The following is a 22,008-nucleotide window of genomic DNA, read 5'->3' on the forward strand; positions in this document are numbered from 1 at the left end:
CCGGAGTGCCGCGCTTTGACCGCCTTGATCCGTTCCACCGTGTTTGCCGCGACGCTTGCCGCATGCGCCCTGCATCCGAGTGCGCACGCGCAGGAATCGCCTGCGACCAACCCGTTGTATCGGGTGCCTGCCGACCAGGCGACGCCCGCGCAGGTCACGGAGATGCAGCAGCGCCTGCTGGACTGGCCGCAACTGCAGCGCTACCGGGCCGAGAATGCGGCGTTGGCGCCGGTCGCGCCGGGGACCAGGCGCGTGGTGTTCTACGGTGACTCGATCACCGAAGGCTGGGGGCCAACCGGCAGTGAGCGTTTCTTCCCGGGCAAGCCCTACGTCAACCGCGGCATCTCCGGGCAGACCACGGCGCAGATGCTGCTGCGCTTCCAGCAGGATGTCATCGCCCTGAAGCCGGCGGTGGTGGTCATCCTCGCCGGCACCAACGACATCGCGGGCAACACCGGGCCGACCACGCAGGCGATGATCGAAGACAATCTGCACGCGATGGTGGAACTGGCGCAGGCGCACAACATCCGCATCGTGCTGGCGTCTGTCCTGCCGGTCAGCGACTACCCGTGGCAACCCGGCGTGCAGCCTGCGGGCAAGGTGACGGCGCTCAACCGGGCATTGCGTGCGTATGCGGAGCAGCAGGGGCTGGTCTATCTGGATTACCACACCGCCATGACCAACAAAGACGGCGGCCTCGACCCGCAACTGGCCGCCGATGGCGTGCATCCCACGCCGGCAGGTTATGCGCGGATGGTACCGTTGGCCGAAGCGGCGATCGCGCGGGCGCAGGCGCGTTGACGATGAACAATCCCTACTCGGTGGCGGTACGAGCCTCGCTCCCGCCTGCCTCGCGCGGCTACGGCCTGCTGGCGGTGGGCGTGCTGAGCAGTGGCTTGACCGCGATCGTGATGACCGCCATCGGGTTCTTTGTGGTGCCGCAGTTCCAGGAGGTGTTCACCAGCTTCGGCGTGGCGCTGCCGTGGCTCACGCGCGCGCTGATCCACGGGTATGGCTGGGCCTGGATCGCGCCGGTGCTGGTGCTGCTGCAGTGGTTTCGCGGCCCGGGCGGCCTGTATCGCCCCCATCTGGCGGCCGTGCTGGGCGTGCTGGCGATGCTGGGCGGTGCGCTGGTGACTGTGTTCGGGCTGTATCTGCCGATGTTCCAGATCGGCGCGGTGGTGTGAGGCACCGCGCCGTCCGCAGCGCTCAATCGAAGCGCCAACGCACCCCGGCGTACACACCACGCCCATCACCGGGCGTCGAGCGCGCGACATCCTTGCCCGCGTCGTCGTAGCCCGGCGTGACCGTGGCGGCGTAGTGGCGGTCGGTGAGATTGCGCAGCTCCGCCCAGGCCTGCCAGCGGCCGCCGGGGGCGTCGTAACCGATGCGGGTGCCGAAGATGACGTGACTATCGGCGGCCATGCTGTTGGCATAGTCGACGAACATTTTCGACGCGTACTCGGTGTTCAGCCCGGCGTAGAAGCCGGCCGGGTGGTCGTAGCGCAGTTCGGCCTGGTAGTAGTGGCGCGGCAGGCCGGGCAGGCGATTGCTGCCGAAGCGCGCATCATCGCGGTAGCGGAAGTCGCTGAAGGTGTAAGCCTGGCGCAACGACAGCCGCCCGCCGACGCCTTGCCACAGCGCACTGTCCAGACCAGCTTCGATGCCGCGGTGCACGGTCGGGCTGGCGTTGGATTCGGCGATGAACAGGTTCGGCACCGGCTGCACTTCCACGGTGAGCAGTTCGTGGTTGAGGCGAGCGTAATAGCTGGTCAGCTCCCAGCGGCCGAGTGCGCTGTCGCCGCGCGCGCCGAGTTCCAGCGTGGTCGCGGTCTGGTTGTCCAGGTTCACCGGCGCGCGCTGGCGGCCGGTGGAGGCACCGTTGCCGGCGGTGAAGTACTGGTTCGAGCCCCAGATCATCGACCACGGGTGCGCCGGTTCCACCGAACGGCTCAGGTTGCCGAACCACTGTGTCTGCGGCGTCTGCTGCCAGGTGAAGCCCAGCCGCGGCGCATAGTCCCATTGGCGCTCGGACAGCCGTTCCGGCGTGGCCGGCCAGGTGACCTGCACATCGCGGCGGGTGTGGATCAACGCCATGCCGGTCTGCAGGCGCAGCGTGTCGCTCAGCGCCAGATCATTGCCGACGTGCAGCACGCTGTCGGTGCCGTAATGCTCAACGTCGCGGGTGTGCGTGCCGGCCGCATACCCGTTGCTGGAAAAGCGCAGGGTCTCGCGCACGTCGGCATCCAGATCGTGGGTGACGCGCAGGCCGATCGTGGTCACGCTGTCATGCCCGAACAGCGCGTGCCGGCGGCGGTAGTCGAGCGTGCCGTTGAGGTTGGCGTAGTCCAGCTGCTGGCGGTACAGGCTCTCGTTCAAGTCCATCGGGTACTTGTGGTACACGAGGCCGGCCTGCAGCGACGAATCTGCATCGATGGTGTAGGTGGTGGTATTGCCGACCCACGTGCTGCCCGGCTGCGGGCGGCGTGCGTCGATGGCCACGTTGGCCGGGTTGGCGGCGCGGGGATCGTTGCGGATCTGCGCGCGGGTCAGGCGTCCCGGAGTTTCGTGATCGGTCTCGCGGTAGCGCAGGAAGAAGCGCGTTTCCAGATCCGGGGTGAGCTGCCAGCCGAGGTTGGCCACCGCACCCTTGCCCTTGCCGGCGGCGTGCTGCTGATAGCCGTCGTACTCGGTGTCGGTGTAGGCGATGAAGTAATCGACAGCGTCCCGCACGCCACCCAGGCTGATCCCGCGCTTCTGGTAGCCGCGTGCGCCAGCTTCGTAGTGCAGCTCCAGCCCGGGCGTATCGCGGCCACTGCGGGTGATGTAGTTGATCGCACCGCCCAAGGCCAGCGCGCCGCGCTCGAACCCGTTGGCGCCGCGCAGGACCTCGACGCGGCTCAGCCACAGCGGCTCCAGCAGCTCGTAAGGCGTGCCACCCGGGCCGGTCAGCGGCAGGCCATCCAGCGAGACCGACAGGCCGGAGGCATGCGCACCCGGCGCCCGGTTGAGGCCCGAGCCGCGGATGGAGACCTTGACGCCTTCGTTGCCGGCGCTCTGCGCGCTGATGCCGGGCTGATAGGCCAGCACATCGGCCGTGCTGGCGACGCGGCCCTGGCCGACCTCCGCCAGATCCACCACGTTGCCCGCACCGGGGACCCGGTCCAGCGCGCGGCGCGCCGCCTCGGTGGCGTCGGCGGCGGTGACGTTCACCGCATCCAGGGTGACCGCCTGACCGGCGGGCGCCGCATGGGCGATGTCGGTGGCGGCAAGGCTGGCCAGCAAGGCAGCCGCGAGCAGGGACAGGGAAGGGGCGGTGGAGCGATTCGGGAGGGCAGTCATTCGTGCGCGGTATCAGTGCGGACACGGCCCACGTCGCCGCAGCACCCTGTCAACTTCATGTGGGGCGCGCAAGTTAACAGGATGTTGCGGGTTCGTCACCCTTGTGGGGCGTATGGGTGACGAACGCCGACGGCGGGATGTCCGTAGTGCCGGCCGCTGGCCGGCTCGCCAGGATCTACGCGATCCCGTCGCGTGAGAACCATGATTGCGTGGTTGCCGGCCAGCGGCCGGCACTACCGGGCCGCTGCCAGAGCTTTCGACTTGGCGTACAGCCGTTCGGCCTGCTTCAGGTCACCCAGCGCGGAGTAGGTCTCCGCCAAGCTGTCCCAGGCATTGGGCGAGCGTGGGAACAGCGTGGTGTTGAGGGTGAAGATGTGCACGGCGGTGGCGTGGCCCAGGTTTTCGGCCACCGCGTAGCCAACGCGGTTGATGTCCCGCTCCAGCATCGGCTGACCACCGCGCCCGGTAGTGATGAGCCACTGTTTCAACGCGGTTGTGCGTGCGGCCGTCGGGGGCTCCAGTGCGTAGGTGATCAGCCTTTCCGACAGGGCCTCGCGAGGGAATTGCATCGGGGCCACCACCGCCATGGTGCTGTCCACCAGCGTGCGCGACCACACATTCTTCGCACTGCCGTTGGTGAGGTAGAGGAAGCTGTAGGTATCCCCGCCCAAGTCGTCCAGGAAGGCAATCCGTGCACGTACCCGCGTGCCACCGTCATGCCCCACGAAGCGGTAGTCGCCGCTTTCTTCGAATTCCCAACCCGTGGAGAAGCCGCTGCGTTGTCCGCTGCTCAGCAGCTGTGGCTGCCACAGCTGCTGCAGCGTGGCACGACCCACCAGCTCACCACGGGTCAGGGCCAGCAGGAAGCGGTCCAGATCACCGACGGTTGTATGCAGCGCGGCATGCCCGTAGGCATAGGAGGGCCAGGCGATGTCGTCTTCGCGCTGCAGGGCGCCCTGCTTGCCGATGTAGGCGATGGCGATCTCGTGGCGCGCATCCGTCGCCGGGCCGAGCGAGGTATGCGTCATCGACAGCGGACGCAGCACGCGGTCTTGGACGATCTGCGCATAGGGCTGCTGGTACTGCGCTTCCAAAAGCGCGGTGAGGACCAGATAGTTTGTCTGCGTATACCGATTGGCAGTGCCCGGCGTGAACTGCAGTGGTGCGCCGGCGAGTGCCTTGAACACCTCCGCCGCCGTGGTCGGGAAGCGGTTGCCCTGCGAGGTGATCACCTCACCTTCCCGATACTGGAAATACTCGGGAACGCCGGACGCATGGTTGAGGAACTGCCGCACGGTGATCGTCTGCCAGGCCTCGGGCAGATCGGGAAGATAGCGGCTGGCCGGTGCATCCAGCTCGACCCTGCCGGCCTCCACCCGTTGCATGACCAGAGCGCTGACCAGCAGTTTGGCCAGGGAGTAAGTGTTGAACACCGTCTCGGGTGTTACCGGTTGGTGCGTGGTGAGGTCGGCCTCTCCGGCGACGGCCTGCGCAAGCAGCATGCCGTTGTGCCGTATCAGCACTGCCTGGCCGGCGATGCCATAGCGCGCGGCGTTGGTGTGCATCTGCTCGCCGATGCGGCGGTGCAGTTCATCGGCACTAGTGTCCTCCGGCGGCAGGTAAGCGGCCAATAGCAGCACAAACACGAAGGCGAAGCGAAGCGTGGCCGGACATCCTTGGGGGTTGCCGTACAGTAGGGACAGCGCGGCTCCGGATCAACTCTACTCCCGTCATGCCGCCCTTACGGGGCGGGCAGCTCTTCACTGTTGGAAAGTGTGGCCCCAAGGGGGCCGACGGGTGGCTCCCCATAGATGAAGCGCTTGCTTGAAACAAACCCGACGATCTCTGAAACATCCGGCGGCGGAGACAGATAAACGATGTTGCATCCCTCGGCCTCCCTCGTTGATCCGTAGCGAATGGCATCGAAACCATCTGCGATAGCACAGTCAGCGATGAATCGCGAGAAGGCGTATTCGGGCTTTCTCCATCCTTCGTTCCTCGCTGGGGAGGCAACCAGAATGGATTGAGCTACAGCCTTGAGTACGTCATCCTCTTCGCCGTCTTCGGAGATCTCTTCAAGATCCAGAATTGCAAGCAGATGACCGATGGGATTGAGCTGCGCGACTACGTATTCTTGCCCCGTCTTTCCGACTTCTGCCAGCGCCGTTTTCTGCGACGTTGCGGCGTAGAGCATCGGATGCCCGGCGTGATTGAATCTACCCTCGGTTACCAATCTGCCGGGTGGAGGTGAAAAGGTTTGCAGATCCTTTGGATCTTGCCCAAGTCGAGCAAGACCCAAAGCATCTCGGGCACGGTATAAGGGTCGATCCATCACCTTGTTCGATACAGGTCGGAGCTGACTGATTCGATCGCGCACCTTTCTCGCGAACTCATTCTCAAGAAGCAGGAAAGGAGTGTGTGCCGCCAGAACGGCAGTTTCGGCGATCTGGCGCTCGACTTCGTCCGAGTTGTTGAAGGTGTGCTCGTAGATCCAGAAGTTGCAGGCACCGAAGGAACCACACCTTGTGCACTGCGCAAAGTGCCTAAGCGTACTGAACTCCCCTTCGCTGTAAATATCTCGGATCCGGGAGCTATCCAAGTAGTCATCCATATCGATGGATGACGTCTGGAAGTCCATCCTTCTGTTTATGATCCCAGGCCAGTGCTTTGCAAAATCGTCGAAACAATCGTCGCAGCAGCAGATGCTAGATGAGAATGATGAGTCAATTTCATCCGAGAGAATGTCATTGAAAGTCGCGATATCCTCCATGGAGACCGGCAGTGATGCTTCGGTGGCGCCTGGCGGAAGGTGGGTTGAGTCAATCCCTGGTGTGGTTATGTTGCGCATTCTGGACGCCAGTGTATGGATGGAGATTTTGATTGGTGCGGTCTGGTATGGCCGATCGACGGAATTTGGTCCCGAAGTGGAATCTGTCGAGTTTCCCTCCTCCGTTGATGTGTCCATCAGGGGGTGGCGAGCCTTGGAGATGCGGGCTGGGAAATCGGGAAGGTTCCAACTAGGGAGGCGGGGTTCTGTGGGCCTGCCCAGAATCTCAGGCAGATCCAATTGCTTTTCCTTCGCGCAGTACACCGCGATCTCATTCCACGTATCCGGCGACAGGGCGCGTGTTGGTGCGCACCTTGTCAATTCCATGTTGGTCGCGATAGTCAACAGGATTGACGTGGCTAGTCACCTTTGGCGAATCCGGTCTTTGAATAGAATGGGCTTCCGAAAAAGCTATTCGTCGAGAGAGGTAAGCCGCCGGAGAACCGCCTCTTCAGGTTTTGCAATAGCCGAGAGCACGTTCTCAGCAACCTTGTCCATCAATTTGCTCCCCCAAAAGGGATCACTAGTATCATAATAAATGACGCGAATGTGCTTTAGGTCGAATGGAACATCTGTTTCGTTTCCGCAGACCAATACCACCGGCTTTTCAAGCGCGTGGGCTAAGCCAAGCTCATAGAAGACGTTGGGATTGCGGGTTGTCAATTCAGCGACCAGCACTTTTGCGGAATTGATACCCGACCATATCTGATCGATGATATTTCCGGTGCCGAATATTTCATTGTCGGCACGGATAGGCTTTAGTCCAGCCTTCTCGATCGCAGGCTTATAGACGTGGTGGTAGTAGTCTCCGTGAGGGGATGCAAAGGGCATAACAACAAAGCAGGTGTCACCAGCATCAACCTTGACTGTTCGGTCAAGTTTTTTGAATGTGCGGGTATTTCCTGGTACGGAATCGTGGCTGGAGGATGCATCCAGAATTCGGTATTTTCCATCGCTCTCAGAGATCAGGTCTGCTGAGCGAAGGGACTCAATAAATACCTCTTGGAACTCAATGACCTTGTCGGCAGGGATGCCGAATGTGTCGGTTAGGGTGTTGTGGAAGAATTGACTATCGGGAAGGTGCTCGCCGCGATAGTGTTCATATACTTCAGAAATCACTGGTGCCGAAGATACCGCGTCTCTAAGTCCGCTTAGTCGATCTTCTGAATCCTTGGGGCGGAGGACCTGCTTGGCTCGATCTGTGACTTGGATTAGACCCTGCTGTGGGCGACTTAAGAAGCCATATTTTATGCCTGAGCTCACCTCAACAATAAATGGCCCGGTGGCTGATATACCTAGAAAGGCAGCTGCTTCCTTGGCTGTACAGGGTCGTCCAGCGTTCTGCTCAAGTATGGCCTTAGGAATTCTAAGAGATCTTTCTACTGATTGACGTGGATAATTGGGGGTCGAATTTGCCGATGATCCTGCTTCTTTCGGCTTCTTGTCTGAGGCCTTTTTTGCAGTCTTTGTGGCAGGTTTCACGGGCTTCTTGGGCTCGAGCTTTCGATTCTTCGCAGTCTTGCGAGCAGCCATGACTTATTTCCTTATATGAATTTTAGGTTGCGACTACCGGCTTTGCCCGACGCACCTTCCTTCAGGCAAACACTCGGGAGTCTCATGGGGAGGGACGCCGACCAACTCGCTTTCTAATTCGTAGTGTGTTGCAGCATGAGTGCAGCAGGGCTGTCAAAGCCAAGTGCCCGCTACTTCATAGCTCAAAGGACAAGGCAAATCCAGCCTTTTGTCCTTCCTACGCTCCACGGGAATCTCATATATAGCATCTGCATTCCGCCGAGGATCGGCTCGTTCGACACGGCGCGCGCTGCGCTTGGCCCCACCTCGGTGCAGTGAAACACGGGCGCTCCGCTGGCGGCGCCGAGAGCGGTGCATCGAACAAACGTCTTCTGGGAGCGGCATCCCAGGCGCTCTGCAAGGCTTTGGCCTTGAGGTTGGGGGAGGCATCACTGATCTTGTCTAGGTGGTGGCATCCGATTGTCACCGGGACCTTCAGGTTGCTCTTTGCTTTTCCTCGACGTCGAACGCATCACTGGTGGAAAGGCGATTTCCAGTACTTCGCTCCTTGGGCTTCAATCACCAATTCAAGGAACTCCTCCAAATTATTGGCGATTTCGGACCAGTGACTTCTCTCATCGAGAGGGTGGACCACATGAATTCGACCGTAGCCAGATATGAGAAGGAGTTCCGTGTCTCCAAGAAAACGTCCGAAAACAACATCGCCGGGCCGTACGTCCAACGGTCTTGCGTTGCTGAATGAGCGAGTCTGGTCCAGCAGTCGTACTGGAGAGAGTAGCTCAGTACCCCACTGTCCGAATGCCTCGTTCTCGAACAAGCGGGCAGTCTCAAAACTTCGCCACACTTCAATCGGTGTGTGGGGCATATCCCGCACGCATTGATCTTCAGGTGAGCAGCTTGCCGCTTGGGCAAACGTGCACGGCAGTAGGAAAGGACACCTTTCGCCATGATGAAAAGCTGATCGGGCGGTGGACCAGTATCGGAGAAGGTTGGCAACGAGTTCTTGAATGGCCGCTATGCTGGGGCGATCGGTGGCAGGACGTGGAGCAGGCGAACCACGCCAGCTTCGTCCGCCACGAGTTGGGGTCGTTCCAGAGGCCGCAGGCGGACAGGATGGCCAGCGACGAAAGGCCGGAAAAGACCCCGCGGAGCTCTGTAGCTCCCGACGGCTGGTCGGGAGCTACCCACATCAGCCCAGAATCCCAGGCAGATCCAGCCCCTTTTCCTTAGCGCAGTCCACCGCGATCGCATACCCCGCATCGGCATGCCGCATCACGCCCGTGGCCGGGTCATTCCACAGCACGCGCGCGATGCGTTTGGCTGCCGCTTCGGTGCCATCGCAGACGATGACCATGCCCGAATGCTGCGAGAAGCCCATGCCGACGCCGCCGCCGTGGTGCAGCGAGACCCAGGTGGCGCCACTGGCGGTGTTGAGCAGGGCGTTGAGCAGCGGCCAGTCGGAAACGGCATCGGAGCCGTCCTGCATGGCCTCGGTTTCGCGGTTGGGCGAGGCGACGCTGCCCGAATCCAGGTGATCACGGCCGATCACCACCGGCGCCTTCAGTTCGCCATTGGCGACCATCTCGTTGAAGGCCAGACCGAGTCGATCACGATCGCCCAGGCCGACCCAGCAGATGCGCGCGGGCAGGCCCTGGAACTTGATCTTTTCGGCGGCCATGTCCAGCCAGCGGTGCAGGTGCGGGTTGTCCGGGATCAGCTCCTTGACCTTGGCGTCGGTCTTGGCGATGTCTTCCGGATCGCCGCTCAGCGCGGCCCAGCGGAACGGGCCGATGCCGCGACAGAACAGCGGGCGGATGTAGGCGGGCACGAAGCCGGGGAAGTCGAAGGCATCTTCCACGCCTTCTTCCAGCGCCATCTGGCGCAGGTTGTTGCCGTAATCCACGGTCGGTACGCCGAGCGAGTGGAAGCCGAGCATGGCGCGGATGTGGTTGGCCATCGATTCGCGCGCGGCGGCTTCCACTTCCTTCGGCGCGCAGACGCGCTTGGCGTCCCATTCTTCCACCGTCCAGCCCTGCGGCAGGTAACCGTTGACCGGGTCGTGCGCGGAGGTCTGGTCGGTCAGCAGGTCCGGCTTCACGCCGCGGATCAGCAGCTCGTCCAGCACGTCGGCGACGTTGCCGAGCAGGCCGACCGAGAGCGGCTTCTTGGCGGTGCACGACGCTTCGATCAGGCGCAGCGCTTCGTCGAGGTCGTCGGTCCAGGTGTCCAGATACCCGGTGCGCAGGCGCATCTCGATGCTGCTCTTGCGGCATTCCACCGCCAGGCAGGAGGCGCCGGCCATCACCGCAGCCAGCGGCTGCGCGCCGCCCATGCCGCCCAGCCCACCGGTGAACAGCCACTTGCCGGCCAGGCTGCCGTTGTAGTGCTGGCGGCCCATCTCCACGAAGGTCTCGTAGGTGCCCTGCACGATGCCCTGGGCGCCGATGTAGATCCAGCTGCCGGCGGTCATCTGGCCGTACATGGCCAGGCCCTTTTTATCGAGCTCGTTGAAGTGGTCCCAGTTGGCCCAGCGCGGCACGAGGTTGGAGTTGGCGATCAGCACGCGCGGGGCATCCACATGGGTGCGGAACACGCCGACCGGCTTGCCCGACTGCACCAGCAGGGTCTGGTCATCTTCGAGCCGCTGCAGGGTCTCGATGATCTTGTCGTAGCTCTCCCAGTCGCGCGCGGCGCGGCCGATGCCGCCGTAGACCACCAGCTCCTGCGGGCGCTCGGCCACGTCCGGGTGCAGGTTGTTCATCAGCATGCGCAGCGGGGCTTCGGTCAGCCAGCTCTTGCAGGTCAGCGTGGTGCCGGTCGGGGCGAGGATGGTGCGGGTGGAATCGAGACGGGTCATGCAGCACTCCGGGACGTAGCGAAGTCGAGACAGGCATCGAGCACCTGCTGCAGCGTGGCGCGCAGCGGGGCGGCGTGATCGGGATCCAATGGCGTGGGCCAGCTGTGCTCATCCACGGCCTCGGGCTCGTGCATGTAGCCGCGGCAGGCCAGCTCCATCTGCAGCGTGTGCACGCCGCCGGGGATGTCGCTGTAATGGCGGGTGATGTAGCCGCCCTTGAAGCGGCCGTTGCGCACATGGCTCATGCCGCTCATCGCGCACAGATTGTCGACCACGTCGGTCAACGCGTTGTCGCAGGTGGTATCGCCGTTGGTGCCGAGGTTGAACTGTGGCAGCTGGCCATCGAACAGGTGCGGGATGTGCGAGCGGATCGAGTGCGCGTCGTACACCACCACGGTGCCGTGCCGGGCACGCAGTCGCGCGATCTCCGCCGCGAGGGCGTCGTGGTAAGGCGCGAACCAGGTATCGCGGCGGCGCGCGATCTCCGCCTCGTCCGGGCCGTGGCCATCGCGGTACAGCGGCTGGTTGTCGAAGGTGGTCAGCGGGCACAGGCCGGTGGTGTTCTGGCCCGGGTACAGCGAGGTGCCGCTGGGGTCGCGGTTGACGTCGATGACCGAGCGCGACACCGCGGTGCGCACGGTGGTGGCGCCCATCTGCTGCGCGAAGGCGTACAGCTCATGCACCCACCAGTCGGCGTCGCGGCGGGCCAGCCACGGCGACACGAACTGCGCGGCCAGTGCATCGGGCAGCTCGGTGCCGGTGTGCGGGAAGCTGACGATCAACGGCACATCGCCGCGGTGGATCTGCAGCCAATCCGGTTGGGAAGTCATGCCAGCGGCTCCAGTGGCGGCAGGATGTCGTCCAGCCCGGCAGCCAGCACGCCACTGCGCACCAGGTCGGTCGCGGCCACCATGTCCGGGTGGAAGTAACGGTCGTCTTCCAGCGTCGGCACCTGCGCGCGCAGGCGCTGGCGTACGGCTTCAAGTGCATCGCTGGAGCGCAGCGGGGCATGGAAATCGCAGCCCTGTGCAGCGGCCAGCAGCTCGATGCCGATCACGTTGGCGGCGTTCTCGGCCATCGCCATCAGGCGGCGCGCACCGTGTGCGGCCATCGAGACGTGGTCTTCCTGGTTGGCCGAGGTCGGGATCGAGTCGACGCTGGCCGGATAGGCGCGCTGCTTGTTTTCCGAGACCAGCGCCGCGGCGGTGACCTGCGGAATCATGAAGCCGGAATTCAAGCCGGGCTTCGGGGTGAGGAAGGCGGGCAGGCCGGACAGGGCCGGGTCGACCAGCATCGCGGTGCGGCGCTCGCTGATCGAGCCGATCTCGCACACGGCCATCGCCAGCATGTCCGCCGCGAAAGCGACCGGCTCGGCGTGGAAGTTGCCACCGCTCAGCGCCTCGTTGGTATCGGTGAATACCAGCGGATTGTCGGACACACCGTTGGCTTCGATCGCCAGCGTGGTGGCGGCCTGGCGCATCACGTCGAACGCGGCGCCCATGACCTGCGGCTGGCAGCGCAGGCAGTACGGATCCTGCACGCGCACGTCGTTGTCGCGGTGCGATTCGCGGATCGCCGAGCCCTGCATCAGGGTACGCAGCGCGGCGGCGGTGGCGATCTGTCCGCGCTGGCCGCGGATGCTGTGGATGCGCGGGTCGAACGGGGTGTCCGAACCCTTGGCCGCTTCCACCGAGAGCGCGCCGGTGACCAACGCCGCGCGGAACACGGTATCGATCGCGAACAGACCGGCCAGTGCATAGGCGGTGGAGTACTGGGTGCCGTTGAGCAGGGCCAGGCCTTCCTTCGCGCCCAGCACCAGCGGGGCCAGGCCGACCTTGGCCAGCGCCTCGGCCGCCGGCAGGCGCTCGCCCGCCACGAAGGCTTCGCCGACGCCGATCATCACGCTCGCCAGGTGCGAGAGCGGGGCCAGATCGCCGGAGGCGCCGACCGAGCCCTGGCACGGAATCACCGGAATGAAGTCGTGCTGCAGGAAGGCTTCCAGCAGGGCCAGGGTCTGCGGGCGGATGCCCGAGGCGCCCTGGGCCAGGCTGGCCAGTTTCAACGCCATCATCAGGCGCACCACCGGCGCCGGCATCGGCTCGCCGACGCCGGCGGCATGCGAAAGCACGATATTGCGCTGCAGGGTTTCCAGATCGTCGCGCTCGATGCGCACGCTGGCCAGCTTGCCGAAGCCGGTATTGATGCCGTACACCGGCGCGCCCTTGGCGACGATGTCGGCCACGGTCTGCGCGCTGCGCAGCACGGCCGCGGCCGAGGCCGGGTCCAGCCGCACCCGCGCGCCGTCATGGATCGCGCGCCATTGCGCCAGCGTGACGGCGCCGGGGTGCAGGGTCAGGGTAGTGCTCATGAAATCTCCAGACATCACTAGATTCAGACGGGTTGGCCGCGCATCACGCGGCTGTGCAGAGGGTTGAAACCCATGCGGTAGACAAGGTCGGCAGGCGCCTCGATGTCCCACAGGGCGAGGTTGCAGTCCAGGCCGACCGCCAGCCGTCCGATCCGGTCCTGGCGGCCAAGGGCGCGCGCCGCTTCACGGGTGAAGCCGGCGATGCACTCCGCCACGGTCATGCGGAACAGGGTGGCGGCCATGTTCATCGCCAGCAGCGGGCTGGTCAGCGGCGAGGTACCGGGGTTGGAATCGGTGGCCAGCGCCAGCGGTACGCCGGCGGCGCGCAGTGCGGCGATCGGGGGCAGGGTGGTATCGCGGGTGAAATAGAACGCGCCCGGCAGCAGCACGGCCACGGTACCGGCGCTGCGCATCGCGTCGATGCCGTCGGCGTCGAGGTGTTCGATATGGTCGGCCGACAGTGCGCCGTGACGTGCCGCCAGGGCAGCACCGTGCTGGTTGCTGAGCTGCTCGGCGTGGATCTTGATCGCCAGCCCGTGTTGCTGCGCGGCGAGGAAGACCTGCTCGGCCTGCGCGGCGCTGAAGGCGATGTTCTCGCAGAACACGTCCACCGCTTCGGCCAGCCCGGCCGCCGCAACGGCCGGAATCATGACGTTGCAGACCTCGTCGATGTACTCCTGCGCCTGTCGGCCGGGCGGGATCGCATGCGCGCCGAGGAAGGTCGGCACGATCTCGACCGCGCGCTGGCGGCCCAGTTCGCGCGCGACGGTCAGCTGCTTGGTCTCATCGGCCAGGGTCAGCCCGTAACCGGATTTGATCTCGAGCGTGGTGATGCCTTCGGCCAGCATGGCGTCCAGCCGCGGCAGGCTGGCGGCCAGCAGGTCGGCCTCGCTGGCGGCGCGGGTGGCACGCACGGTGGAGACGATGCCGCCGCCGGCGCGGGCGATGTCGGCATAGCTCACGCCCTGCAGGCGCTGTTCGAACTCGCCAGCGCGGTTGCCGGCATAGACCAGGTGGGTGTGGCAGTCGATCAGGCCGGGGCTGATCCAGCGTCCGGCGCAGTCGATACGCTGGGCCGGCTGCAGATGATCGGCCGAACCCGCCGCCCCGACATGCACGATGCGGCCATTGCTGGCGGCGATCACGCCATTCTCGATCACGCCCAGGCCCGGGCCATCGACGGTGATCAGGTTGGCGTGGTACCAGAGGGTGTCACAGTGCATGGCAGCAACCACATCGGTGTATATGTCTATACAATATAGGCACCTCTTCCGGGATGTCCAGTGATGTCAGCCACCCCCGCACCGATCCTTCGTTTCCACGCTGCCCATGCGCTGCTGCCGCAGGGCTGGGCGCGCGATGTGCGCATCCTCAGCCAGGGTGGCACGCTCCTCGAGGTGACCGAAGGTGTGTCGGCCGAGCCGGGCGATACCGCGCTGGCGATCGCGGTGCCGGGCCTGGGCAATCTGCATAGCCACGCTTTCCAGCGCGGCATGGCCGGGCTGACTGAGATCGGTGGCAACAGCGGCGACAGCTTCTGGAGCTGGCGCGAGCTGATGTACCGCTTCCTGGCGCATCTGCAGCCCGAGGCGATGCAGGCGATCGCCGAGCAGGCCTATGTGGAGATGCTGGAATCCGGCTTCACCCGGGTCGGCGAGTTCCATTACCTGCACCATGGCCCGGACGGCGCGCCGTATGCCAACCGTGCCGAAATGGCCGAGCGCATCGCGGCCGCTGCCCACTCCAGTGGCATCGGCCTGACCCTGTTGCCGGTGTTCTACGCGCATGCCGATTTCGGCGGCGCCGCGCCGAATCCGGCCCAGCGGCGGCTGATCCACGATGTCGACGGCTTTGCGGAACTGCTGCAGGGCTGCACGCGCGCGCTGCAGGACCAGGACGATGCGGTGCTCGGCTTTGCCCCGCACAGCCTGCGCGCGGTGACCGGCGAGGAACTGTCCGCGCTGCTGCCGCTCAACACCGGACCGGTCCACATCCACATCGCCGAACAGACCCGCGAGGTCGATGCCTGCGTCGCCTGGAGCGGCATGCGGCCGGTGCAGTGGCTGTACGAACACGCGCCGGTGGATGCGCGCTGGTGCCTGGTGCATGCCACCCACATCACCGAGGCGGAGATGCAGCAGATCGTCGCCAGCCATGCGGTGGCCGGGCTGTGCCCGATCACCGAGGCGAACCTGGGCGACGGTCTGTTCCCGATGCAGGCCTTCGCGCGCGCCGGTGGCCGGTTCGGCGTGGGCTCGGATTCCAACGTGCTGATCGATGCCGCCGAAGAGCTGCGCCTGCTCGAGTACGGCCAGCGCCTGCAACTGCGCGGGCGCAACGTGCTGGCCCCGGGCGATGGGCAGTCCACCGGCCGCTGGCTGTACGAACAGTCGTTGAACGGTGCTGCGCAGGCCCTGGGCGTGACCACCGGACTGCAGGCAGGTGCACCGGCTGACATCGTCGAACTCGATCCGGACCACCCGGCGCTGATCGCCCGCGACGGTGATGCCTTGCTTGACAGCTGGGTGTTCGCCGCACGTAATGGCGCCGTGCGATCGGTGTGGCGCCAAGGGCGCCAGTGGGTCCGTGAGGGTCGCCACCCGCAACGCGAGGCGGTGGCCGCACGGTTCGCCGCGGCACTTCGACCGTTGTTGAGGGTCTGATCCGGCCCTCCCATGCAGGAATCCAGAGTGACGGGCAAGAAAGCAGCAACCCTCAATCAGCGCATCCGTGCTGATCTGGAAAGCCGCATCCTCAGTGGACAGTGGGCGCCTGGCTTCCGCATCCCCTACGAACACGAGCTGATGGAGCAGTACGGCTGCTCGCGGATGACCGTGAACAAGGTGCTGACCGCGCTGGCCGAGAGCGGCATGATCGAGCGCCGCCGCCGTGCGGGCTCGTTCGTCGCGCGCCAGCCGCCGCACCTGGAACAGGTGGCGCTGGAGATTCCTGATATCGCGATGGCGGTGGAAGCGCGCGGGCACGTCTATGCCTACCAGCTGCTGGAGCGTGCCTACCGGCGCCCGCGCGAGCAGGTGGCCGAAGAGACCACCCTGGCCGGCGGCGAGAAGCTGCTGGCGATCCGCTGCCTGCACCTGGCCGATGGCCGGCCGTTGGCGCTGGAGCACCGCCTGATCAGCCCGGTCGGCGTGCCGGAGGTGCTGGAGGTGGATTTCGAGACGACCGCGCCGGGCAGCTGGCTGCTGCAGAACGTCTCCTGGACGCGCGCGCAGCACCGGATCAGTGCCTGGGGCGCGGATGAGGCGGCCGCGACGCTGCTGCAGGTCAAACCCGGCACGGCGTGCCTGGTGATCGACCGCCTCACCTGGCGCGGTGAGCAACCGATCACCTGCGTGCGGCAGATGTTCCTGGGCGATGCCTACGATCTGGTCGCCCGGTTCTCGCCGGGCGCGCGCTGAGCCCTACAGCGTGGTGCACTGCCGCCAGCGGACCGGCTCATCCACGCCGGGGCGCGGGTTGAGCTGGATGCGCACCGTGCGCAGCGCCGGGTAGCGGGTCACTTCCTCGCAGATCAGCGGCCAGATCGTGTCGATCTCGCCGGTGCGGTTGATCGCCAGCGTCTGCCGGGTCAGCCAGATGCCACTGGCCACGCCGGGGCGGCTGGCCACGTTGCGGGACAGCTCCTGCTGGTAGCGGTCCAGCGTGGCGTCGTCCGGGTTCGCTTCCATTGCAGGCGGAGCGGCGTCGGCCGCGCCGCCAGCGGCCTGCGGGGCTGCCGGCGCAGGCGTCGCAGCAGTGGGCTGGGTGCCGGCCGGCGCGGGTGCTTTCGCTGCAGCCGGCGCGGCCGCCGCGGTTTCATCGTCGGCCCACTCCTTTTCCAGCCCGGCGGTCAGCGAGCCCAGCCCGACCATCAGGCCCAACGTCGCCGCGCCCAGTGCCGCGATCGAGATACGGCGGAGGGCTTCGCCACGGGCACCGGCCTCGACCCGGGCCTCCATGTCGCCCGGCAGGTAGGGCTTCAGCAACGGCCACAGCAGCGGGCCATCGAGGACCTCGACGCTCTGTTTCTCAGCGGCGATGCGTCCATCGCGCTCCACCTTGCCCTCGGTGATCAGGATGCCGCCACGGGCACCGGCTAGGCGCGCGGCGGCACCCAGTTCGTTCACGGCCGCCGTGCCGATCCGGTAGGCGCGGCCATGCTTGCAGGAGAGCAGCCAGCGCTGCGGACCGTCGTGCATCAGGAAATCGCTGCGCGGTTCGCGACTGTCTGCGGTCTCGTCCGGTACATCCTGCAGCCCGCGCTGCTCGTGCATCGCGCGCCGGACGATCAGGGAAAACTCGCGCCAGTGCATGCCGGCCAAGGCATTCAGGCCGAGCTGAGTCTCCTTGCGCTTCCGTTTGATCAGCCAGAAGTAGGCCGTGGCCAGGAACCAGACGATGAGGGCCAACAGCAGGGCCAGAATCCAGGAGAGCATGCAGGGGGATATGAACAGGGAAGTGCGATAGACAGTTTATATGCGCCTTTGCACGTCTGCGGCGCGTCGTTGTCGGCGCGGTTCGCATCCGGCGGTCACGTCGGTGACGGCCGTCTCACTTTGCGGGGCCTTGCGCTAGCAGCGCCCACAAAAAACCCGCCAATCCAGAGCCGTGAGGGGAGGGAACAAACGGCGGTGGAAGCGATTGGCGGGTCGATTTCGATTGTCAACAAAGTCGTGCTGCTTTGCAACAATCGACGCAGCGGGTCAGTTCAGGCGTCGGAGGTCGGCGACTGGTGCGTGCCCGGCGATGGATCGGCCGACGGCGAGGCATTGCGGGCCTCGGCACGGTTGACCCGGGTGTTGAGCGCGTCGATCCGGGCATTGAGCGCGGCGACATCCTCGGCGGTGGGGATGTGCAGACGCTTGAGCACGCCCTGGACCCGGTCATCGAAGGCCTTCTCGACCTTGTCCCAGGTGCCGCTGGCCTTTTCGCGGGCCTCGCCGAGGTGTTCCTCGACATTGTCGCGCCAGCGCGGCGTATCGCCGGTCTGCTCGCGGTTGCGGGCCTCGATGTTCTCGCCTTCCTTGACCAGGTTGTCGAAGACACGGCTGCCTTCGGCCTGCGCACGCCCGAAGGCGCCCAGACCGGCCAGCCAGATCTGCTGGGCCGAATCGGTCAGCTTGCGCGAGAAGCGCTCGGCCTGATCCTGCAGCGAGGGCTTCTCGCCGGGGATGCGATCGTCGAAGTCGTTGGGTGAATTCATGGGGCGATCCCTTGGGTGGACACCCTTGGATCGTATGCATCGCCGGCTTCAAGCGATGTGATGGCCGGCGCCTGTGCAGCGCCGGGCCGGGCGTCGGTTCAGCCGAGCTTTTCCTGCAGCACGCGCTGGATCTCGCTTTCCACCATGCCCTTCATGGCCGAGAGCAGGAAGCCGAGCTTGGCGGTGACCTGCACCTGGCCGGGCTGCAGCGCGATCGCGCCGTCCACGCCGGAGCCGCTGAAGTTCAACACGTCGCCCACCCAGTTGGACTGCAGACCGAAACGCTCGGACAGTTTGGCGGCGACTTCTTCGATGGCTTTGCGCGCATTTTCGGCGGGCAGGGCGTGGGCGTGACGGATATCGATGGTGGACATACAGCCTCCTGGCGGACAACGGCGCGGATTTGGGCGTGCATTGTGCGCATCCTCAGGCACAACTCCAAGGTCTGCGTCACACTTCTTCTTCCCTGACATTCAACCTGCTAGGCTGCGCCGCGTGCAGAACCTGCTAGTTCACTTTACTCACCGCCAACATCCCGACCAGCCCCTGCGGCCCGGGGTGCAGCGCATCGTGCGTCATGCATCGGGCACCGTCCGGCTTGGCGATGACACCCCCGGCACCTTGCTGCTTGCCCAGTTCTGCCTGGATGACCGCGGTCTGTGGCTGCAGGTCGCCAACGGCATCCGCGGCATTCACGTCAACGGCCGCCCGGTGCGCCGGATGGCGCTGCTGCGCGCCGGCGACGCCGTCTACGCCGACGGCGTGGAGATGGTGGTGCAGGGCGATTGCGAAGCGGTCGCGCACGCGCCGCCACGCAGCGATGAGGGCGGCGACGACCAGCGCCTGTTGCGTGGGGTCGGCGGCCAGCACCACGGGCGCAGCTTCACGCTGGACCGGCCGCGCGTGATCGGCCGCGGACCCGAGGCGGACATCGTGATCGATGACCCCGCCTTCGCCGAGCAGCACGCCCGCCTGGAGCAGCACGGCGAGCGTCTGCTGTTGCGCGACCTGGGCGCGGGTGAGTCCACGCGGGTCAATGGCGTCACCGTTCGCCATTGCTGGCTGCAGCCGGGTGACCAGCTGGTCTTCGATGCCCAACACCGTTTCGTGCTCGAAGTCCCGCACGACGGCCGCAAGCGCATCGTGATCGAAGAAGAGGACGACGGCTTCGACGCACGCCAGCGCCCGGAACCGGTGGCCGCGCCCAAACGCGTGAGACGCTGGCCGTGGCTGCTGGCCAGCGCGTTGCTGCTGGCCGCAGCGCTGAGCGGGCTGCTCTGGTTCGGGGCGCGGTAGTGCCGGCCGCTGGCCGGCAACCAGGCACGTCTCGCGTGGGCCATTAGATTCGTTTGCAACCAAATTCGCCTTGTGCTGCAAGGCCTAAAGGCTGGTGCGCTGCGGCATACTAGGGGTCTTGCCCCATAGGTGTGACATGACGCGCGCGTTCAATTTCAGTGCCGGCCCTGCAACGTTGCCGGAATCGGTCCTGCGCCAGGCGCAGGAAGAGATGTTGGAGTGGAACGGCGCGGGCGCCTCCATTGTCGAAATGAGCCACCGCGGCCCGGAGTTCATGGCCGTCGCCGCCCAGGCCGAGGCCGATCTGCGTCGCCTGATCGGCATCCCGGACGACTACGCGGTGCTGTTTCTGGCCGGTGGCGCGACCACCCAGCAGGCCCTGCTCGCGCTCAACTTCGCCCAGCCCGGCCAGACCGTGGATTACGTGCTCACCGGGCACTGGGGCAAGACCGCGATCAAGCAGGTCAGCCCTTACGTCACGGTCAACGTCGCCGCGAGCAGTGAAGCCAACGGCTTCCACGACATCCCGGCGCGCGCCAGCTGGCAGCTTTCCGATGACGCGGCCTACGTGCACATCACCGCCAACGAAACCATCCACGGGGTGGAGTTCCGTGACACCCCGGACGTGGGCGAGGTGCCGCTGTTCGCCGATTTCAGCTCCTCGATCGCCAGCGAGCCGCTGGATGTCAGCCGGTACGGCCTGATCTATGCCGGCGCGCAGAAGAACCTCGGCCCGGTCGGCGTGTCGGTGGTGATCGTGCGCCGCGACCTGCTTGAGCGCAGCGGCCAGCCGCGTGCGGACATCTTCGATTACCGCTCGCACGTTGCGCGCGATTCCATGCTCAACACCCCGCCCACCTGGAACTGGTACCTGGCCGGGCTGGTGTTCCAATGGATGCTGGCCGAAGGCGGCGTGGAAGCATTCGCCCGCCGCAACGCGGTCAAGTCGGGCCTGATCTATGAGGCGATCGACCAGTCCGGCGGCTTCTACCGCAATGAGGTCGTCGCGGCCGCACGCTCGCGCATGAACATCCCGTTCTTCCTGCCCGACGAGGCGCTCAACGCGCGTTTCGTCAGTGAATCCAAAGCCGCCGGCCTGCTGGCGCTGAAGGGCCACAAGGCGGTCGGCGGCATCCGCGCCTCGCTGTACAACGCCATGCCGGTGGAGGGCGCGCAGGCGCTGGCCGCCTTCATGCGCGATTTCCAGCAGCGCAACGGCTGACGCATTCGTTTTTCCCGGGGCGCCCGCCGCCCCACTGCAATTGGAACCCAGATGGCCACCAAACCCGCCAAGCCCAAGGCTGCCAAGCCAGCGCCGACCCCGCCCAAGGCGGCTGCTCCCGCGAAGAAGGCCAAGGCCGCCAAGCGCGACGCCGCGCCGGCCGTTGCCGCGCCCGTGCTGTCGGACGTGCGCGCCAAGATCGACCATATCGACCGCAGCATCCAGGCGCTCATCGCCGAGCGCGCCAACTTCGCCCACCAGGTCGGCAAGGCCAAGGGCAAGCTTGCTGCCGCGGTGGATTACTACCGCCCCGAGCGCGAAGCGCAGGTGCTGCGCATGGTGGTGGACCGCAACGAGGGCCCGCTCAGCGATGAAGTGCTGGTCCACGTCTACCGCGAAATCATGTCGGCCTGCCTGGCCCAGCAGGAGCCGCTGAAGATCGGCTATCTCGGCCCGGAAGGTACCTTCAGCCAGCAGGCCGTGCTCAAGCACTTCGGCCGCTCGGCGCTGGGCCTGCCGTTGGCCAGCATCGAAGAAGTGTTCCAGGAAGTGGAAGCGGGCAACGCCGATTTCGGCGTGGTGCCGGTGGAGAACTCGGGGCAGGGCACCATCCAGATCACCCTGGATATGTTCCTGACCTCCAACCTGAAGATCTGCGGCGAAGTGGAACTGCGCGTGCAGCAGTACCTGATGTCGCGCAGTGGCCGGCTGGAGGATGTCGAGCGCGTCTACGGCCACCCGCAGTCGTTCATGCAGACCTCCTCGTGGCTGCGCGCCAACCTGCCCAAGGCCGAGAAGATTCCGGTCTCCAGCAATGCCGAAGGCGCGCGCCGCGCCCGCAATGCCGATGATGCCGCCGCGATTGGTGGCGAGAGCGCCGGGCATGTGTACGGCCTGAAGAAGGTGGTGACCAAGCCGATCCAGAACGACGCGGACAACACCACGCGCTTCCTGGTCATCGGCCGCAACATCTTCCCGACCTCCGGCCACGACCGCACCTCGGTGCTGGTGTTCATCCACGACAAGCCCGGTGCGCTGTTCGATGTGCTCAGCCCGTTCGCGCGGCATGGCATCAGCATGAACCGGATCGAGTCGCGCCCCTCGCACAACGCCAAGTGGGAGTACGGCTTCTTCATCGATCTGGCCGGCCATGTCGACGACGAGGCGATGCAGGCGGCCTTGGCCGAGCTCAAAGCGCACTCGGCGCAGATCAAGATCCTCGGCTCCTATCCGGTCGCCGTGCCCTGATCCGACCGGCGTAGCCGCCTCGCGCGCTGCGCTCGGCCCGGCGCCCGTAGGGGCGCTGCGGCCCCTCCCGCACACCGTTGCATCGCCGCCGCGGCGGCCCGCCCCCTAGGAT

Annotated in this window: 18 protein-coding genes; 7 read left to right on the forward strand and 11 right to left on the reverse strand. The window is 65.6% G+C overall.

Features of this window, described 5'->3' with window-relative positions:
* Window positions 1-15: 15 nt before the first annotated feature.
* Complete coding sequence (locus AC06E9_RS05390; protein WP_478055631.1) at window positions 16-801, forward strand: SGNH/GDSL hydrolase family protein; 786 nt, start codon at window positions 16-18, stop codon at window positions 799-801.
* Window positions 802-803: 2 nt separating this feature from the next.
* Complete coding sequence (locus AC06E9_RS05395; protein ID WP_282262115.1) at window positions 804-1,187, forward strand: hypothetical protein; 384 nt, start codon at window positions 804-806, stop codon at window positions 1,185-1,187.
* Window positions 1,188-1,209: 22 nt separating this feature from the next.
* Here the strand turns inward: AC06E9_RS05395 and AC06E9_RS05400 are convergent, their stop codons facing one another.
* The 8 genes from AC06E9_RS05400 to hutI form a co-directional block, all read right to left on the reverse strand.
* A complete protein-coding gene (locus tag AC06E9_RS05400) occupies window positions 1,210-3,342 on the reverse strand; it encodes a TonB-dependent receptor family protein (protein ID WP_478055632.1) in 2,133 nt (710 codons plus the stop codon).
* A gap of 233 nt (window positions 3,343-3,575) precedes the next feature.
* Complete coding sequence (locus AC06E9_RS05405) at window positions 3,576-4,988, reverse strand: serine hydrolase (RefSeq protein ID WP_478055633.1); 1,413 nt, start codon at window positions 4,986-4,988, stop codon at window positions 3,576-3,578.
* A 95-nt stretch (window positions 4,989-5,083) separates the two neighbouring features.
* The gene (locus AC06E9_RS05410; RefSeq protein ID WP_478055634.1) at window positions 5,084-6,190 is read right to left on the reverse strand and encodes an RES family NAD+ phosphorylase; all 1,107 of its coding nucleotides are present in this window, start codon (window positions 6,188-6,190) and stop codon (window positions 5,084-5,086) included.
* A 390-nt stretch (window positions 6,191-6,580) separates the two neighbouring features.
* The gene (locus AC06E9_RS05415) at window positions 6,581-7,702 is read right to left on the reverse strand and encodes a hypothetical protein (RefSeq protein ID WP_478055635.1); all 1,122 of its coding nucleotides are present in this window, start codon (window positions 7,700-7,702) and stop codon (window positions 6,581-6,583) included.
* Window positions 7,703-8,891: 1,189 nt separating this feature from the next.
* Window positions 8,892-10,559, reverse strand: a complete 1,668-nt coding sequence (gene hutU / locus AC06E9_RS05420; protein WP_478055636.1) for a urocanate hydratase — start codon at window positions 10,557-10,559, stop codon at window positions 8,892-8,894.
* Window positions 10,556-11,389, reverse strand: coding sequence for an N-formylglutamate deformylase (gene hutG / locus AC06E9_RS05425; RefSeq protein WP_282258397.1), 834 nt, complete (start codon window positions 11,387-11,389; stop codon window positions 10,556-10,558). Before hutG ends, hutU begins: the two co-directional genes overlap by 4 nt.
* Window positions 11,386-12,927 (reverse strand): histidine ammonia-lyase, encoded by a 1,542-nt coding sequence (hutH, locus tag AC06E9_RS05430; RefSeq protein WP_282258395.1) that lies wholly within the window; start codon window positions 12,925-12,927, stop codon window positions 11,386-11,388. Before hutH ends, hutG begins: the two co-directional genes overlap by 4 nt.
* Before the next feature lie 23 nt (window positions 12,928-12,950).
* Window positions 12,951-14,150: an imidazolonepropionase gene (gene hutI, locus AC06E9_RS05435; RefSeq protein ID WP_478055637.1), complete on the reverse strand. Its 1,200-nt coding sequence runs from the start codon at window positions 14,148-14,150 to the stop codon at window positions 12,951-12,953.
* Window positions 14,151-14,213: 63 nt separating this feature from the next.
* Here hutI and AC06E9_RS05440 point away from each other — a divergent pair, with 63 nt between their 5' ends.
* Both AC06E9_RS05440 and hutC read left to right on the forward strand, forming a co-directional pair.
* Entirely contained in the window at window positions 14,214-15,590 is a 1,377-nt protein-coding gene (locus AC06E9_RS05440; RefSeq protein WP_478055638.1) for a formimidoylglutamate deiminase, read from the forward strand.
* Window positions 15,591-15,602: 12 nt separating this feature from the next.
* On the forward strand, window positions 15,603-16,346 hold the full coding sequence (hutC, locus tag AC06E9_RS05445; RefSeq protein ID WP_478055639.1) for a histidine utilization repressor: 744 nt from the start codon (window positions 15,603-15,605) through the stop codon (window positions 16,344-16,346).
* A gap of 3 nt (window positions 16,347-16,349) precedes the next feature.
* Here the strand turns inward: hutC and AC06E9_RS05450 are convergent, their stop codons facing one another.
* The 3 genes from AC06E9_RS05450 to AC06E9_RS05460 all read right to left on the reverse strand — a co-directional run bounded on the left by AC06E9_RS05450 (window position 16,350) and on the right by AC06E9_RS05460 (window position 18,504).
* Complete coding sequence (locus AC06E9_RS05450; RefSeq protein WP_152153319.1) at window positions 16,350-17,363, reverse strand: restriction endonuclease; 1,014 nt, start codon at window positions 17,361-17,363, stop codon at window positions 16,350-16,352.
* Window positions 17,364-17,635: 272 nt separating this feature from the next.
* On the reverse strand, window positions 17,636-18,130 hold the full coding sequence (locus AC06E9_RS05455) for a phasin family protein (protein ID WP_019184310.1): 495 nt from the start codon (window positions 18,128-18,130) through the stop codon (window positions 17,636-17,638).
* 98 nt (window positions 18,131-18,228) lie between these two features.
* Window positions 18,229-18,504 carry a polyhydroxyalkanoic acid system family protein gene (locus AC06E9_RS05460; RefSeq protein ID WP_121037754.1) on the reverse strand — a complete coding sequence of 92 codons (276 nt, stop codon included), beginning with the start codon at window positions 18,502-18,504 and terminating at the stop codon, window positions 18,229-18,231.
* Between the two features lie 121 nt (window positions 18,505-18,625).
* Between AC06E9_RS05460 and AC06E9_RS05465 the strand changes: the two genes are divergently transcribed.
* The 3 genes from AC06E9_RS05465 to pheA all read left to right on the forward strand — a co-directional run bounded on the left by AC06E9_RS05465 (window position 18,626) and on the right by pheA (window position 21,896).
* The gene (locus AC06E9_RS05465) at window positions 18,626-19,426 is read left to right on the forward strand and encodes an FHA domain-containing protein (protein ID WP_478055640.1); all 801 of its coding nucleotides are present in this window, start codon (window positions 18,626-18,628) and stop codon (window positions 19,424-19,426) included.
* A 136-nt stretch (window positions 19,427-19,562) separates the two neighbouring features.
* Window positions 19,563-20,648, forward strand: a complete 1,086-nt coding sequence (serC, locus tag AC06E9_RS05470; protein WP_121037748.1) for a 3-phosphoserine/phosphohydroxythreonine transaminase — start codon at window positions 19,563-19,565, stop codon at window positions 20,646-20,648.
* A 51-nt stretch (window positions 20,649-20,699) separates the two neighbouring features.
* On the forward strand, window positions 20,700-21,896 hold the full coding sequence (pheA, locus tag AC06E9_RS05475) for a prephenate dehydratase (protein ID WP_102787963.1): 1,197 nt from the start codon (window positions 20,700-20,702) through the stop codon (window positions 21,894-21,896).
* Window positions 21,897-22,008 lie beyond the last annotated feature (112 nt).

It is taken from the genome of Stenotrophomonas sp. Steno-Z10-BAI (assembly GCF_056393115.1).

Bases quoted from the DNA above. Each gene is read 5' to 3' on its own strand.
- AC06E9_RS05395 (WP_282262115.1), top strand. From the start codon at position 804: ATGAACAATCCCTACTCGGTGGCGGTACGAGCCTCGCTCCCGCCTGCC.
- AC06E9_RS05400 (WP_478055632.1), bottom strand. From the start codon at position 3,342: ATGACTGCCCTCCCGAATCGCTCCACCGCCCCTTCCCTGTCCCTGCTC.
- AC06E9_RS05410 (WP_478055634.1), bottom strand. From the start codon at position 6,190: ATGCGCAACATAACCACACCAGGGATTGACTCAACCCACCTTCCGCCA.
- AC06E9_RS05415 (WP_478055635.1), bottom strand. From the start codon at position 7,702: ATGGCTGCTCGCAAGACTGCGAAGAATCGAAAGCTCGAGCCCAAGAAG.
- hutU (WP_478055636.1), bottom strand. From the start codon at position 10,559: ATGACCCGTCTCGATTCCACCCGCACCATCCTCGCCCCGACCGGCACC.
- hutG (WP_282258397.1), bottom strand. From the start codon at position 11,389: ATGACTTCCCAACCGGATTGGCTGCAGATCCACCGCGGCGATGTGCCG.
- hutH (WP_282258395.1), bottom strand. From the start codon at position 12,927: ATGAGCACTACCCTGACCCTGCACCCCGGCGCCGTCACGCTGGCGCAA.
- hutI (WP_478055637.1), bottom strand. From the start codon at position 14,150: ATGCACTGTGACACCCTCTGGTACCACGCCAACCTGATCACCGTCGAT.
- AC06E9_RS05440 (WP_478055638.1), top strand. From the start codon at position 14,214: ATGTCAGCCACCCCCGCACCGATCCTTCGTTTCCACGCTGCCCATGCG.
- hutC (WP_478055639.1), top strand. From the start codon at position 15,603: ATGCAGGAATCCAGAGTGACGGGCAAGAAAGCAGCAACCCTCAATCAG.
- AC06E9_RS05450 (WP_152153319.1), bottom strand. From the start codon at position 17,363: ATGCTCTCCTGGATTCTGGCCCTGCTGTTGGCCCTCATCGTCTGGTTC.
- AC06E9_RS05455 (WP_019184310.1), bottom strand. From the start codon at position 18,130: ATGAATTCACCCAACGACTTCGACGATCGCATCCCCGGCGAGAAGCCC.
- AC06E9_RS05460 (WP_121037754.1), bottom strand. From the start codon at position 18,504: ATGTCCACCATCGATATCCGTCACGCCCACGCCCTGCCCGCCGAAAAT.
- serC (WP_121037748.1), top strand. From the start codon at position 19,563: ATGACGCGCGCGTTCAATTTCAGTGCCGGCCCTGCAACGTTGCCGGAA.
- pheA (WP_102787963.1), top strand. From the start codon at position 20,700: ATGGCCACCAAACCCGCCAAGCCCAAGGCTGCCAAGCCAGCGCCGACC.